General features: G+C 39.6%; 10 protein-coding genes. 4 read left to right on the forward strand and 6 right to left on the reverse strand.

From position 1 onward, the window contains the following. The first annotated feature begins 470 nt into the window (after nt 1–470). The 3 genes from CSC79_RS01425 to CSC79_RS01435 are packed head-to-tail and all read left to right on the forward strand — an operon-like array spanning nt 471 to nt 6,281. On the forward strand, nt 471–1,736 hold the full coding sequence (locus CSC79_RS01425; RefSeq protein ID WP_099293222.1) for a hypothetical protein: 1,266 nt from the start codon (nt 471–473) through the stop codon (nt 1,734–1,736). Next, nucleotides 1,729–3,696, forward strand: a complete 1,968-nt coding sequence (locus CSC79_RS01430) for a hypothetical protein (protein WP_099293224.1) — start codon at nt 1,729–1,731, stop codon at nt 3,694–3,696. Before CSC79_RS01425 ends, CSC79_RS01430 begins: the two co-directional genes overlap by 8 nt. Next, nucleotides 3,696–6,281 (forward strand): SNF2-related protein, encoded by a 2,586-nt coding sequence (locus tag CSC79_RS01435; RefSeq protein ID WP_099293226.1) that lies wholly within the window; start codon nt 3,696–3,698, stop codon nt 6,279–6,281. Before CSC79_RS01430 ends, CSC79_RS01435 begins: the two co-directional genes overlap by 1 nt. Nucleotides 6,282–6,429: 148 nt before the next feature. Here CSC79_RS01435 and CSC79_RS01440 read toward each other — a convergent pair whose 3' ends face one another. From CSC79_RS01440 to CSC79_RS01450, 3 genes are all read right to left on the reverse strand, one after another. After that, entirely contained in the window at nt 6,430–8,772 is a 2,343-nt protein-coding gene (locus tag CSC79_RS01440; RefSeq protein ID WP_099293228.1) for a S9 family peptidase, read from the reverse strand. A gap of 148 nt (nt 8,773–8,920) precedes the next feature. Further along, on the reverse strand, nt 8,921–9,565 hold the full coding sequence (gene tmpT / locus CSC79_RS01445; protein ID WP_099293230.1) for a thiopurine S-methyltransferase: 645 nt from the start codon (nt 9,563–9,565) through the stop codon (nt 8,921–8,923). A gap of 9 nt (nt 9,566–9,574) precedes the next feature. Next, nucleotides 9,575–10,066 (reverse strand): DUF2938 domain-containing protein, encoded by a 492-nt coding sequence (locus CSC79_RS01450; protein WP_099293232.1) that lies wholly within the window; start codon nt 10,064–10,066, stop codon nt 9,575–9,577. Nucleotides 10,067–10,167: 101 nt separating this feature from the next. Between CSC79_RS01450 and CSC79_RS01455 the strand changes: the two genes are divergently transcribed. After that, nucleotides 10,168–11,058, forward strand: coding sequence for a LysR family transcriptional regulator (locus CSC79_RS01455; RefSeq protein WP_099293234.1), 891 nt, complete (start codon nt 10,168–10,170; stop codon nt 11,056–11,058). On the opposite strand, the gene CSC79_RS01460 is transcribed toward CSC79_RS01455, so the two are convergent. Genes CSC79_RS01460 through rmuC form a run of 3 tightly spaced genes read right to left on the reverse strand, consistent with a single transcriptional unit; the run spans nt 11,055 to nt 14,034 of the window. Continuing rightward, nucleotides 11,055–11,633 (reverse strand): DJ-1/PfpI family protein, encoded by a 579-nt coding sequence (locus CSC79_RS01460; RefSeq protein WP_099293236.1) that lies wholly within the window; start codon nt 11,631–11,633, stop codon nt 11,055–11,057. The genes CSC79_RS01455 and CSC79_RS01460 overlap by 4 nt on opposite strands. Before the next feature lie 15 nt (nt 11,634–11,648). Further along, nucleotides 11,649–12,560: a hypothetical protein gene (locus CSC79_RS20040; RefSeq protein WP_180270368.1), complete on the reverse strand. Its 912-nt coding sequence runs from the start codon at nt 12,558–12,560 to the stop codon at nt 11,649–11,651. Between the two features lie 7 nt (nt 12,561–12,567). Beyond that, nucleotides 12,568–14,034, reverse strand: coding sequence for a DNA recombination protein RmuC (gene rmuC / locus CSC79_RS01470; protein ID WP_099293238.1), 1,467 nt, complete (start codon nt 14,032–14,034; stop codon nt 12,568–12,570). Nucleotides 14,035–14,313 lie beyond the last annotated feature (279 nt).

The following is a 14,313-nucleotide window of genomic DNA, read 5'->3' on the forward strand; positions in this document are numbered from 1 at the left end:
TTCTCGCGCTTTTTTATTCCTCGCTAGCTACACACCGTAAATCTCCACCTTATTTTTGGCTAAAAAACCATAAACTTTTAAATGCTGATTCGTATTGCTAGCTCCATAGCTTGTTTGTGAGTGTTTGCCAATAACTCCTGATGGCAATAACTACAGCCGTAGTTTACAGGAGTGTCCAATACTAACTTCAAATTGGCCACTTGATATATTCATTAACCTTATAAAAACATAGAATAAATCATTTGAATAGACTACATTGCTATTTGCTTACATCGTAGTTGCCACAAGTTTAAATGGAACTTTTGTTAAAGAATCATAAAAACCAAAATATAGCTTAATTAATTTAACCTGTTTTAAATAAGTAGCAAAGCCGCGACAAGTTTTTGTCGCAACAGTGTTGTATCATTTTGGATAACTATATTAAAAGTTGAAAGCTTAATTAGCACTAAAAATATATAAAGGGAACACATATGGATTGGGGGTTAATGGGGCCAGAAAAGGTCATTTCTCAAAGACGAACACGAACGTTAGGTTTAAGCTCTATAGTACGTAAATTTAACGATTTAGCAGTACCTGGGTTAGGTGGGGTAAAATATGCCAAAACTGTCTTTCTAGCTTGTTTAGGTATTGATGTTGCTGAAACAGTAAGGCAAACAGGTAAGCAAGTTACAAATATTCAAGTCACTAACGCTATCGAAGCACTTGCTTGCCATTTAGCATACTATACGAATGACTGGCGTGCGGATAATCGCCTAAGAGGCAGAACTAAATTAAATAGCCCTGTAGATTTAACCTATAAAACTTTCAGCAGCAATAACTTCTATGTGACTCAGCCAATGCGCATGAGCACAGTACAAGCATTACCAGGTTTAGGGTTCGTTGAATCTAAAGGTGATCGATTCAATAGCTTTAGCTTAAGCCAGCAAGGTAGAGACTTTATAGATGCTGCTTCTATGGGTTATAAATGCCATAAATTAAATATTACAGCGTTTTTAGCAAGGTGGGTCAAAAACGAAAAGCAGCTGCCTTCCTCTGAAACATCAAGCCATAATAATTTACTTTATGTACTTTCTCCGATAGTGCGTTTAGAGCAACATGCCTTAAATGTATTCACTCAAGCTTTATTGTCAGGTGAGCCTCAAAATGTCAGTAGAAGAAAAGGTATACTTGAGTGGGCAAAGTCAAATGACCTTCACAACTATGTTGATTGGACAAGGCCACCTTTCATAGAAGAAACTCATTTTGATGACTTAAAAAGTGGTGCTTTGTTCTTTTCTCTAAGAAATAAATCATTAGATTTACTTAATATGATTGAAGCCGAAATTGCGCCTTTGAACCCACCAAAACTTGACCTTACAACACCTCTTTTAGAAAGTATTTGTAAAGCTGTAAATAAATTAAAAGTGGCTGCCAATGATTTTCTAAGTCTTGAACATGACCCAAGCATAGGAAAAGAAGCCAACCATTTCGCAAAACAATGTATGCAAAGTGATGATGTTAGTATTCTCAAGTCACTGTTAGAAAGGGATGAAGTTGTACTTCGCTGCAGAGGCACTCATGTCCTTCCCGCTGCTGCATTTGGTAAGCCTGAAACTGTGAACAATGAAAAAGTTGAAGACTCTTCACTATTTCCACACGATATTTCGTTTCGAGTTTGGAATATGTACGCGCTTAATCAAGACTTTGAAAATAAACTGGATCAATGGTTAGAGCCAAAAGGTGATAATGATGTGTAAGAAACTAGCGCTATCACTAGCGAGTTATTTTACCGCCCCAAGAAACTACAAAGGTGAGTTTGGACTTATAACAGGCTACTCCGCTGACGCTGAATTCTTTAATGATGCGTTAGAGAAGTTCACCCTAAATATGAAAGGGCAACGGGCTTATCAAGGTGATATTAGCCTTGCATTAATGCTCGACCCAAATCACGCACAAATTTCACCAATTACATGCCCTGGCTTACTGCATTTACCCTTCAAACATGATGCTAATAAACCTTTTAACTTATTGCACAGTAAAGTTGCGCTATTAATATTTAAGGCAATCGATACTGATGAGCACCTTATTAGGTTAATTGTTTCAACAGGTAATTGGACTAGGCAAACACTTGAAGACAGTTTAGATCTTGTATGGTCTATTGATGTTCAACTTGATAAGCAAGATGCTCAAGGTAATGCAGACATTGCTAGTGCTTATCAATTTTTAAATGATGTTATTAGCCATTTCGATATCGCTATTTTGAGAAATAATGACACTAAAAAGCGACTATCTAACACCCACAAGAAATATGAGAAATTCCACAAGCTGCTTGATGACATTAAAATTGAAAAATACATAAAACCTCGATTTTTTGATAACCGCTCAACATCATTACTTGATCAACTCCCCACTTTAGTAAAGCACCATTGCAATGATAAAAAACGTAATTATTTGACTTTAGGCTCAGGCTTCTATGAAGGTGGCTCAAGCTCTGAAGTTCCAAGTGTTATTGCTCTTATCAACCAGCGCTTAAGTGATGAAAGCCTGCTAACAAAAAATGTAGAAAAAAGCATTGTAGTTAGTCAGCACGCTTGTCAATCAGTAGCAAGTAGCTTACCTAGTTTGCAAAGAGATAATTGGCAAGTCTTAAAGGCATATGATCCTCTATATCAAGATGGTCAAATGCAGCGCAACTTGCACGCAAAGTTTATTTTCTGTGCAAAAAAATCAGAAAACGAAGATGCTTGTAAAAGAGCATGGGTGTACTTAGGATCAGGTAATTTAACAGCTCCAGGTTTTACTCAAAAAGCGTCCAAATTTGGAGGTAACTTAGAGGCAGGAGTCGTGTTCAATGCAAAAGGGACTACTTGGCATGGGGAGGAAAACCACGAAACCGCTTTGAGCTTAAAGTTACCAGTTTGCTTTGATAGCGAATATTTAATTCCTGAAACAGCTCAATTAAATGCAGGCTGCGACATGCCTGAGCATGAAGCTGAACACATATCTCTACCAATTACATACTTTATACTTGAAGAACTTGAAAATGATACATACGCTTTAATACCAAGCACGCCATTTAAAGAAGTATTTAGTATTGTATGCGCAGGAGCTGACAAGTTCACATTAGAATCTGAAGAAAGGCTACTTTGGTCCGGAAAAGCACCAAGGCAGCTTACCGTTTCCTGGCTAGATAATGGCACCACACACACAGCAGATATTCCCGTTATTGATGAGTATGGCCGAGTAGCAGCAACAGAGCTACCTGAGCTCGCATTGGATGATGCCTGGTATATATTTAGCTCTTTTCCACTACTGCCAAGCTCAGATGCTGAAGATTCCAATGGTGAAGATATTACCGAAGAAAGCATATCAACAGGCGCTGAACTCGATGTTAGAATAGATAAAAGCTATTCAATCAACTCAATGATGACATTGATAGAGCTTATTGCTGAAAAGCAAACACACGTACTAGAAAAAGACTGGTTGCAATGGTGTATTCGCTTAGAGCAAACATTTTCTCAACTAAAAAATAACTCAGCTTTTTTATTCTTCAAAGAGATAGCTATCAACCCCCTCTCAGCGTTATGGCAGCCGCCATTTAGACCTAGTTATGCAGAATCAGCCGCCACTGAATCAGGGGCTCAATATGAAAAAGTGCTAAAACGAATAGAGCAAAAAGTAGGGTTAGTGACATTAGCAAGATTAGGAGAACAGTAATGAACTTTAAAGGTTGGGAGCAAGTTTCTAATATCATTACAGATTCCTTAGAGAGCAATGAAATGTTAAATGAGGGCCAAAAACTTAGTGTCCACAATTTGATTAAAACATTGCCCAAGTCTGGCGCAATCATTGCTGATGAAGTAGGTATGGGTAAAACGCGAATTTCTGTTGAGCTTATTAATGCTGTTAAAAAAGCCGGTGGCCGAGTATTAGTTGTATTGCCTACAACACTCGGGTTTCAATGGCAAAATGAGCTTGAAGACAGAGACAAGCACTTAAAACCAAAACCTATTATACGAAGTTTATGGGGATTTCTTGACGCATATAAAGAGGAAGAAACCGCAGAACCATGGGCAAATGAGAGTGTTGTATTACTTTCGCAAAATTTTGCTAATTGGCGATTAGGTGTAAGTTCTAAAGCTGATCGCTGGGCCTTATTACCTGAAATTTACGGTCAATACCATAAAGCTCATAATGGCAGTGTTCCTAGAGGTTATCATCAGCGTTCAGATTTAGTATCTTGGGAAGCTGAAGTATGTGCGAGAAACATAGTTAACCATGCCGATAAACTACCTAAAAAACATGTAATCAACAAAACCCTAAATTATGTGATTAATAATTTCAATTGGGGTATGAGTGGTTTTGATGGGAATGTTTTTTCAGCTGGCAGTGAGTATCGAACACTACTAGAAAAAGCAGTAGGCCTTGGATTAGGAGCATTTGATTTAGTGGTGATAGACGAAGCTCACAAGAGTAGAGGCGAAACGAGTAGCTTAAGTACCATTTTAAATAATATCGTATTAAAAACTGAATCAACCCGTAACCTTGCTATGACAGCAACACCTGTTGAGCTAGGTGTTGGACAGTGGGAAGATATGCTCAGCAGAATAGATCTGCCAAAAGAAAATCGAGATAAAATCCTAGAGATCGTTAAAGAATATGCGCAAATAGTTTCTAAACTAAAGCAAACTTGGCGCTCAGATCCTGTTATTCGCCAGCAATTTAAAGAAACATCAACTAAATTCCAGCAGGTTTTATCACCTTACTTGTTTCGAAGAGATAAGCGTCAAGATGACACCATAAAGGCCTTTAATAAGGTGTCGGGTTTACCTATAAATGCTTACCGTAAACAATTGCCCGTAAATGTAGAAATATCAGGTCTTTCAACTGAATGGAAAAAGATAGTCTGTGCAGTTGAAGGGCTTTCTGCATCATCTATTATGCAAACAGACTCAACATCTAAAAGAGCCAGACTAACACTAGCAAATGGTCATGGTATCGCAGGCATAATCGACAAATCAATTAACTCATCAATAGATGATGATGTGTTAGAAATTGAAAACGTTACTTTACCAAGCAAAAAAGAACAAAGAGCTCAATGGTGGCAATCAATTATTGCTAATTCATATCAGTCTGGTGAAGAATCACTTTATAGCCACCCTGCAATTATTAAAGTCATTGAAGAGATTGAAAAAGACTTAAGTAAGAATCAAAAAGCCCTCGTTTTTGGTAAGATGACTAAACCAATGCGCGCGTTAGTAAACCTACTAAATGCCCGAGAAATGCTAAGATCACTTCAGCAAGAAAAATATTGGCCCCAAAGTAAAATTCATACCTCAGCGGAAAATAGCGCTGAATCGGAAGAGTTAGCCGCTCTGGCTGCACTTAAGCAGCTTAAACTTTCTTGGAGTATTGAAGAAGTTAATCAGAAACTTGCAAAGCAATACAACCAACATACTTATAGAATTGATAAAGCAAAAAATACTCTAGTTGAACGTATTGAAGAAGCTAAGGCTAACGTTTTTGATGCAAGAACTTCAGCTTTATTTTATGCTTTTAAAGTAACTGTCGATTCAAAAGAGTCTGATCAAAAAGCAAACCTTATGAGCTTTGCGAATGCGATTTTTGAGTTAATAGATAAAGAGGGCTTTGATTTATCTGCACTTGAGCTTGCTCAAGGCTTTAAAGACTTAATGAATGTAGTAACAGCTAAAAATGAAGGTGATGAGAATGGAGATGGAGAATTAGACCCTGGGGAAGCAAATAACTTATGGAAAGTCATCACTCAACGTGTTGCTAATGAGTTTACTCATGTGCGCGGTGGTATGGCACGCCTAATGTACGGTGGTACCGAAGCACATAGTCGAAGGGTTATGCAACTAGGCTTTAATCGCCAGAATAGCTTCCCTAAAGTTGTTGTAGCTCAATCAGTAGTAGGCCGCGAAGGCTTAAACTTACATCAGGCATGTAGAGTTGTCTACCTACTTCATCCTGAATGGAATCCAGGTGTTGTAGAACAGCAAATAGGTCGTGTAGATCGTCTTGGCTCAAGGTGGCAAAGAGAATTCGAAGCTAGCCAGTATGAAGAGAAAGAGCTGCCATTTATCGAAATTAAACCTGTCATTTTCAAAGGGACTTATGACGAATATAATTGGCAAGTACTGGACGCAAGGTGGGACGAGCTTCGTTCGCAGTTACATGGTGTGATTTTACCTGAATCAGAAAGAAGTAATGGTGACGAAATGTTATATGACGAGCTTTGTAAAGCGGCGCCAAACTTTACGCCGCTTGATGTTAAGTAACAGATTTGGGTTGAAGAAATACATTTTTTCGTTGGTTTCTTTGCTCTCTACCCAACCTACGCTTTGTAAACCCCCGTTACACTTTGATCAAAAAAGCCGCACACTCATAATTAGTATGCGGCTTCAGTATTTTACTTTTTTAAATCGATTACTTAGTTAGTAAGTTCTTTTCAAAAAACTCGGCCATCATAGTGTGATAGTGCAGGGCGGTGCCTTTACCTTCACGTAGGCTATGTGAGCGGTTTGGGTATGAGAAAAACTCAAACTGTTTATTGTGCTTAACAAGTTCGTCAATTAAACGCTCTGAGCCTTGGTAGTGCACGTTGTCATCACCCGTGCCGTGAATAAGCAATAGCTTACCGGTTAAGTTTTTAGCAAAGGTGATAGGCGAGGTGTTATCGTAGCTCTCTGGATCGGTATTTGGGTTACCCGCATAACGCTCTTGGTAAATAGTGTCGTATAAACGTATATCTGGCACGGGCGCTGAGGCAATCCCTACTTTAAATTTATCACCATGGCGGAATAATAAGTTAAGCGTTGAACTACCGCCACCTGAATGTCCCCACACGCCAACGCGGTCGGTATCTATTACATCCCAACGTTTGGCCATCGCATCGAGCGCGTCTACTTGATCTTGCACGGTGATTGAGCCGATTTTTTTATAAATCGATTTGCGCCAATCTCGGCCTTTAGGTGCGCGAGTACCACGGTTATCAACCGATGCCACAATAAACCCTTTTTGCGTTAATAGTGATTTATACAAGTAGCTATTGCCTTCATAGCAGTCTTGTACTGTAGAGCCCCACGGTTCGCCGTATACGTAAAAAACTATCGGGTATTTTTTACTTTTATCCATGTTCTCTGGGAACATAATGTAGCCGTCAAGCTCAGTGCCGTCTTGCGCATTCACTTTAAAAAACTCATGGTTTGGTAAGCTTTGCTCAGCTAACTTTTCTTTTAGCTCGTTATTTTCAACTAAGGTTTTTACATTAGTGTGATCGTTCACGTTAATGATTTGCTTTGTGGGCGGTGTGCCAAATTTAGAATAGCTGTGCATTGCCCATGAGGCATCCTTAGACATGTAATAGCTGTTAGAGCCTTCAAACTCAGCAGGGGTTACACGCACAGGTTTGCTACTGCCATCAAGTGGCGTGCGATATAAATAGCGCTGACCTGGATCGTTTGGTGAAGCAATAAAATACATCACGTTTTTATCTTCATTGATAGTGAGCATATCAACAATATCGTAATCGCCAGGCGTTAGGTCAATAATGCTTTTGCCATCGCGCGATACACGGTAAAGATGACGCCAGCCGTCACGTTCGCTGTGCCAAATAAAGAATTTGCCGTCTTTTGACCAATTGGCTTTATAAAACCATTCAATAAAGGCATCATCTTTGTCTTCTAAAATTTTAGTCAGTTGCTGCTTTTGCCAATCAAATAACCACACCTTGTTGTGACTTTGTGGGCGGTTTAAATCTTGGATCATTAACTCATTCCCAGTGCCTGCCCAGCTAATACGCGGAATGTATCGATCGCGATTGTCGCCTTCAAGCTCAGCCCAACGGGTTTGTTTGTCGCTAAGGCTTACCACACCAACACGTACTGCTGAGTTGGTTTCACCGGCTTTAGGATACGGAAATGTTTTGAGGGTAGGGTAGAGCTCATCAGTGTTGTTGATCATAGTGAAAAATTTAACGTCACTGGTATCAAGCTGCCAATAAGCGATTGATTTGTTATCTGGACTCCAACGAAAGCCATCAGCAATAGTGAATTCTTCTTCGTAAACCCAATCAAAGTTGCCGTTAACAATGGTGGCGCTGCCATCGGTGGTAAGCGCTGTTACATCGTGACTACCAACCGCTTGCATATAAATATTGTTATCGCGCACGTAAGCCACTTTTGAGCTATCTGGCGAGAACTTAGCAAACATGAGCTTAGTTGGCTCAACATCCAAGCCACCTAATTGCTGTAATTGATTGGTCTCAAGATTGAGTAACCAAAAGTCTCCGCGGCTGCGTGAGCGCCAAACTTGCTCGCTGTTGGTAAATACCATCAGCCATTTACCGTCTTTTGACCATTGGTAGCTTTCGATTGCTAGCGGCTCTTCAGCGCCTTCTGGGTGTAGCTTTTCAAACTCAACCAGAACTTTGCGACCCGTGCCATCGGCGTTATAAAATACAATATCGTTACCTTTTACGCCGTGCTCTTTTTCATCATCGGCTTTGGCATTATCAGCGTCGTCTTTTTTATCTTTTTCGCTTTCACGTTCTTCAAGCACGGTGTAGCCAGTGCCATCATCAAGCCATTTAAAGTAAGTGCTACGTTGTGCTTTAAAGTATTTGTCTTTATAGATTTGCTCAAGGGTAAGTGGGTTACTTACTTGGCTCATAGCTGTATTCCCAGTGGTATTTTGCGTTACAGTGCAACCTGATAACGAAAGCCCGGCGATTACCGACAGTACTAAAGCCGAGGATTTAAGTAGTTTCATGTGGAGATCCTAAAGTAAGGTAATGCTTTTGTTATTGTTAAAGATGTCTTGCAATAAGCTTACTTTAGCAAACTTTCCCACTTAATAGTTTATAGCTTATCGCAAAGATCTATCCATCTGCCTCAAGTATTGCATGCAATATACAAAGCTAGCAATTCTTTTTACTTAACAACCACACGAGCGCATTAGCAGGTTCAACGCCTTTAATACCATTTTCAATACGTTGGCACTTTAGTAACTGAAGAGTATAACTACAGTGATAATGATCAAACACTTCTTGAGCACTCACGCTGTAAGGCGTGCCATCTCGTTTAGATTGGTCATAGATACAGCAAATTAGCAGTTGTGGTGCATTATTGGTGATACTTATTAAATGAGCTGTATATCTCTTTCGTAACTCGAAAGGTAGCGCAACTAAAGCTCCGCGGTCGTATATTGCATTAATCTCTCCAATTAACTGAGCCGTTAAAGCGAAAATATCCCCTACCCAAATGGCCAAAGTACCTGCCTTATAAAGTTTTAGCTCACCATGGTGAGTGACTGTTGCTGTTAAACACAATGAATCAAACAGTTGTATGATTGCACTTTCGCTTAATTCCACTCCCACAACATTAAACTTGTTCTTTAGTAGCCATGCTATATCGTTTGTTTTACCACATAAAGGCACAAACACTCGCCCATTTTGCTTTATGTTTAAGTTAGTAAAATAACGGTTTAAAAAAGGATTTACTTTTTGCTCATGAAAACCAATATCATTATCCTGCCATCGTTTTAGCCAGTAGTTAATCGACATAGTAATACCTCACATCAAAGTTAATAAAAGCGCGCTAACATAAAGGCCAACACCAAAAACACAATGTGATAAACAGCTTTTAACTCTCGCTAAAAAAGGCTTTTTAGCGTTACTTGCAGCAATACCTAAACCCAAGGCTGGTTGCATTATAAAAAAAGGAAAACAAACAGTCAGAAGGCCAAAAAATAAAGCATGGAAAAGCTTTGGTGAGGAGAGCCAATCGCTGGGCACTAAAAGTAAGAAAACCAAGGCAAAAATAACTCCAATAAAATAATGTACACACCAACCTATTAAGCACTCTTTGTTTTGTGCTTCAGCTTGGCTAATTGATGCATGCTTAAACAGGCCATAACGCATTAAACTCACCCACCGACCCACTAAGCAAAAGTTTAGCGACGATACTGCAAACACTTTTGCGAGTATTAAACTCCACACATCGAGCAATACAGTTGCTCCCACCCCAATAACAATCGCTGTAGTCCAACCAATACTTTCAAACATTAAAATAACCTTGTCGCAAGAAAACCGAGCACCAATGATATAGACTTACAAAAAAGTAAAATATAAAGCTTTGATCAAGCTTAAATTGCAAAAGTGGAATTATGTTAGACGATATAGTGTTATTTGTGCACATAGTGCAACAAGGTGGCTTATCTCAAGCTGGGGAGTATTTATCGCTCCCTGCGGCAACCGTTACAAGGCGCTTACAACGTCTTGAATCCCGACTAGGGCAAAAGCTGCTGCATCGCTCTGCACGTCAATGCACACTGACTCAACAAGGAGAAGTGTATTACCAAAGCTATGTAAGTTTAGTTGAGCAATTTGAACAAACCAGCCATCAACTCAATCAGCAAAAAGAGCAACTAAGTGGTAAACTTAAAGTACTTGCACCACTTAATATTTGCCATGGCTTTTTAAAACCAATGTGGTTGGCATTCACAAAAGCGTACCCTGATATTCAATTAGAGCTAATTTTGAGTAATCAGTTAGAAGATATAATAAAAAGCCAAGCCGATTTAGCACTACGTATAGGCCCCCAAGTTGACTCGTTATTACAACAAAAAAAGATCGGACAAGCTGATTCTATTTTAGTGGCCACCCCAAGCTATTTAGCGAATAGCCCTAAATTAGAGGAGCCAAGTGACCTTAAACAACACCGTTTAATTGGCACTACTCTGAGAAATAAATGGCCACTTACCGATAGCAAAACTCGCACCAGTTACACACACATGTGCCGTTTTAGTAGTATTTATAACGATACCGGCTTTGTGAAGTATCAACTATGTGACCATCAAGGAGTTGGCTTACTGCCGCGCTTTGAAATTATAAACGAGCTTAAAACTGGGGAGTTAGTCAGAGTTTTACCTGCTTGGCAAAGCCTGCCAAGGGAGATTTTTGCTATTTGGCCAAGCGGTCGTTTACTTAGTAAAAAAGCGGTTTGTTTACGTGATTACATACATGAATTTATACAACAGCAGCTACTAGAGGGCTAAGTATTTTTATGCCACTGATATTCCATTTGCTTTGCTGTAAGCTCTGCATGTTCAGGGCTTATTAACTGCTCAACTAGCGCCAGGCTCATATCAATTCCCGCAGAAATACCGCCTGAGGTGGTAAATTTACCTTGTGACAGCCAACGCTTATTTGCGATCACATTTAGGGTTGGAAACATATTGGCTAGATAGGCTTGATCTTCCCAATGTGTGGTAACCGTTAAACCGTCTAATAAACCTGCTTTTGCTAGTAAGAATGCTCCGGTGCACACTGATGCAACGTGCTTTGCTGAATCAGCTGTTTGTTTTATCCAACTAATTACTTGAGGTTTAGTTAATTCAGCAGTGTGAACGCCGCCAACCACTATGAGTAAATCTATTGCCGGATGATCAACAAAACTGTAATGGGGGTTTACAGTAAAGCCTGCACGGGCAATTACTGGCGCGGCGTGCTCTGCCACCAAAAATACCTGCCAGTTATTATTTGCCAAACGTTTAGCAGCACTAAACACTTCAAATGGGCCTGAAAAATCCAGCACCTCTGCATCATCATAAATATATATACCAATGTTCATTACGTACTTCCGTTGTTAACTCACTTTATTTGCAGCAAACATTAGTTTCAGCCATCTCAAATCTTTTGCTTCTAAATTTGCTTGCCTATGGAGTGAGGGATCATCGTAAACCTCTTTATAAACGTGGCAAATAGCTACTTCCGTTAGCTCACGCCACTTATCATCTTTGAACTCGGGTAAGTCCCCATCCGCTAAATTAAAGCTGGAAAGCGGATCGTGTTCAGCCTCTGTTGTTCTGAGAGTAAGGTCGAGCTCTTGTAGAATAGGATTGATGACCTGCACCGTGTTTGCTGCTTCAAATTCATCAATAATTGTGTTTTGCGCTGCATTAATTTCTTTTTTAAGCTGATAACGAGACAGCTTATCTGCAGAAGCACGCAATCCATACTTATTGAGTAAGCCTGTTATGCTAGGTAACACTGCTTTAGCTGCGATACCAGCACCTACGATAGGATTTACAATAGCAGCTAGGCCACCCACCAACAACATACCATAAGTGAGCTTTCGGTCTAATTCATCAATATTATTTGCCAACTCCTGCAAAGTATTGGTTTTTTCCTTTGCTTGTTCACGCATTATTTCATCGGTGCTGTGTAACATATATTGGCGAAGACTCGCTTCTGCATGTTCATGAGCAAAGTGAAAAACACGGCGCTTTGGTAGATTATTTACTTCAGGCACGCCTTTAGGTAAGCATCGCATGGTATGCAGTGCAAATTTATATTCTGATAACTCAAAAGGAATGACAAAGTAATGTTTCTCATCAAATGAGGTTGGGGTTTTATTACCAAAACGCTCCAAAGACATAAAAATAGGCAGTCCGTTGAGCTTTTCTGTGACTAAGACCACTCCTTTGTTAAGCTCACCTATTAGTTGCTCCGACGTCGACTTTATTGCAGCTATTCCTTTGTTTAGCAGGTTCTTCATGCGGATGTTAATCCAGCTCTAATTGCGCCCGCTCGACGCTTTCTTTAGGTAGTTCTTTTTGAACTGATACACCAAGCTCTTTAAATTCAGAGGCTTGTTTAATTAAGTTGCCTTTACCACGGTATAACTGAGAAAACGCTTTATCGTAGCTTTCTTTGGCTTTATCTAGCTGCTTACCAACACCTTCCATACTTGATAAAAACCCATTGAGCTTGTTGTAAAAACGCTCAGCTCGGCTTGCTAGCTCTTTTGAGTATTTAGTTTGCTCTTCAAAACGCCATAACTGCTTAACAATATTTAAGCTAGTTAACAGGGTAGTGGGGGTGGCAACCAATATATTTTGCTCTATCGCTTGTTGGTAAATATCACTTTGATACTTAAGTGCTTCAACAAACGCAGATTCTATCGGCACAAACATGATCACCACTTCAGGTGAGTTAAGCCCTGGAAGGCGATCGTATGACTTACTAGCTAGCTCGTTAATACGCGCTTTTACAGCTTCCACGTGTTCTTTTATTGCGTGTTGTGCTTGCAGTTCGTCATCTGCATTTACAAAGCGAGTGTAGGCATTTAACGATGTTTTTGCATCAATAACTAGGTGGCGTCCTTGGGGTAAATACACGACTACATCTGGGCGCAGGCGACCATCTTCAGTATTAAACGACACTTCACGCTCATAGTCAGTGCCAGCACGCAGTCCTGCGCTGTCTAACACGTTTTCAAGCATGAGTTCACCCCAATTACCTTGGGTTTTCTTTTGCCCTTGCAACGCATTACTGAGCTTGTCAGCTTGCTCGGTAACGGCTTGGCTTTTAGCTTGTAGATGTAGTAGCTCAATCTTGAGTGCTTCACGCTGTTTTGAATCTTCGACGTGGATAGATTCTAGTTTATCTCTAAACCCTTTTAACTCACCTTGTACAGGTTTAAGCAACTGCTCAATGCTTTCTTGATTAAGGGTTTTAAACTGTTTTGATTTATTTTCTAAAATTTGATTTGCTAAGTTTTCAAATTCTTTTTTAAGCTGCTCTTTACTGTCGTTAATGTATTGTAGTTGCTGCTCAAAATGCATTTGCTTTTGCTCAAGCTCAGTACGCAGCGAGTTTAACTCAACATCACGAGTATTATACTCAAAGCGCAAGGACGTTAAATCAGCCTCCGCTTTTTGCCAATAATGATTATATTGTTGACTCTGTTTTTCTTGCTCAGTAAGGCGAGTTTTAAAGTATTGAGCTTCATCACGCTGCGCTAGATAGTCTTGCTCTAGCGACGCATGCTGGTCGAGTAAAGTGATATAGTGGGATTGCTTGTCATTAAGCTGCGTTTGCAATAACGCCAGTTCTTGCTGTTGTGTGCCTAGTTGTTTTAGGTAAGCCTTACGACGCACAGCGCTTATAGCACCAAAAATAACGGCACCTGTAGCAAAGCCAACCCCAACACTCACCCAATCAATATCTGTAAGTAACTGTATATACATAAATAAACTTAATTAATCAAAAGACAATTAATCATAGCGAATTACACGCGAGCAAGATAGTTGTTAAACAGCTTAGTCAAAGAAATGTCCAATAAAACAGTGTTTAACTGTGTAGAGGTTATTTAATTATTTTTTGAGGCATAAAAAAAAGCCAACCTAGTTAATGGGCTGGCTGATTATTACTAAAATTAGTAACAAATTTGGGAAATCAACATGATGCATGTGCAAACTGCAATTTAACTACATGCTTAATGATAGACATTAACGCTGAAAGTTAGT

The organism is Pseudoalteromonas sp. 3D05, from assembly GCF_002723455.1.
GTDB lineage: Bacteria > Pseudomonadota > Gammaproteobacteria > Enterobacterales > Alteromonadaceae > Pseudoalteromonas.

Excerpts from the sequence above, each read along its gene's own strand:
- rmuC (WP_099293238.1), bottom strand. The coding sequence starts at position 14,034 with ATGTATATACAGTTACTTACAGATATTGATTGGGTGAGTGTTGGGGTT.
- CSC79_RS01450 (WP_099293232.1), bottom strand. The coding sequence starts at position 10,066 with ATGTTTGAAAGTATTGGTTGGACTACAGCGATTGTTATTGGGGTGGGA.
- CSC79_RS01430 (WP_099293224.1), top strand. The coding sequence starts at position 1,729 with ATGTGTAAGAAACTAGCGCTATCACTAGCGAGTTATTTTACCGCCCCA.
- CSC79_RS01425 (WP_099293222.1), top strand. The coding sequence starts at position 471 with ATGGATTGGGGGTTAATGGGGCCAGAAAAGGTCATTTCTCAAAGACGA.
- CSC79_RS01460 (WP_099293236.1), bottom strand. The coding sequence starts at position 11,633 with ATGAACATTGGTATATATATTTATGATGATGCAGAGGTGCTGGATTTT.
- CSC79_RS20040 (WP_180270368.1), bottom strand. The coding sequence starts at position 12,560 with ATGAAGAACCTGCTAAACAAAGGAATAGCTGCAATAAAGTCGACGTCG.
- CSC79_RS01435 (WP_099293226.1), top strand. The coding sequence starts at position 3,696 with ATGAACTTTAAAGGTTGGGAGCAAGTTTCTAATATCATTACAGATTCC.
- CSC79_RS01440 (WP_099293228.1), bottom strand. The coding sequence starts at position 8,772 with ATGAAACTACTTAAATCCTCGGCTTTAGTACTGTCGGTAATCGCCGGG.
- tmpT (WP_099293230.1), bottom strand. The coding sequence starts at position 9,565 with ATGTCGATTAACTACTGGCTAAAACGATGGCAGGATAATGATATTGGT.
- CSC79_RS01455 (WP_099293234.1), top strand. The coding sequence starts at position 10,168 with ATGTTAGACGATATAGTGTTATTTGTGCACATAGTGCAACAAGGTGGC.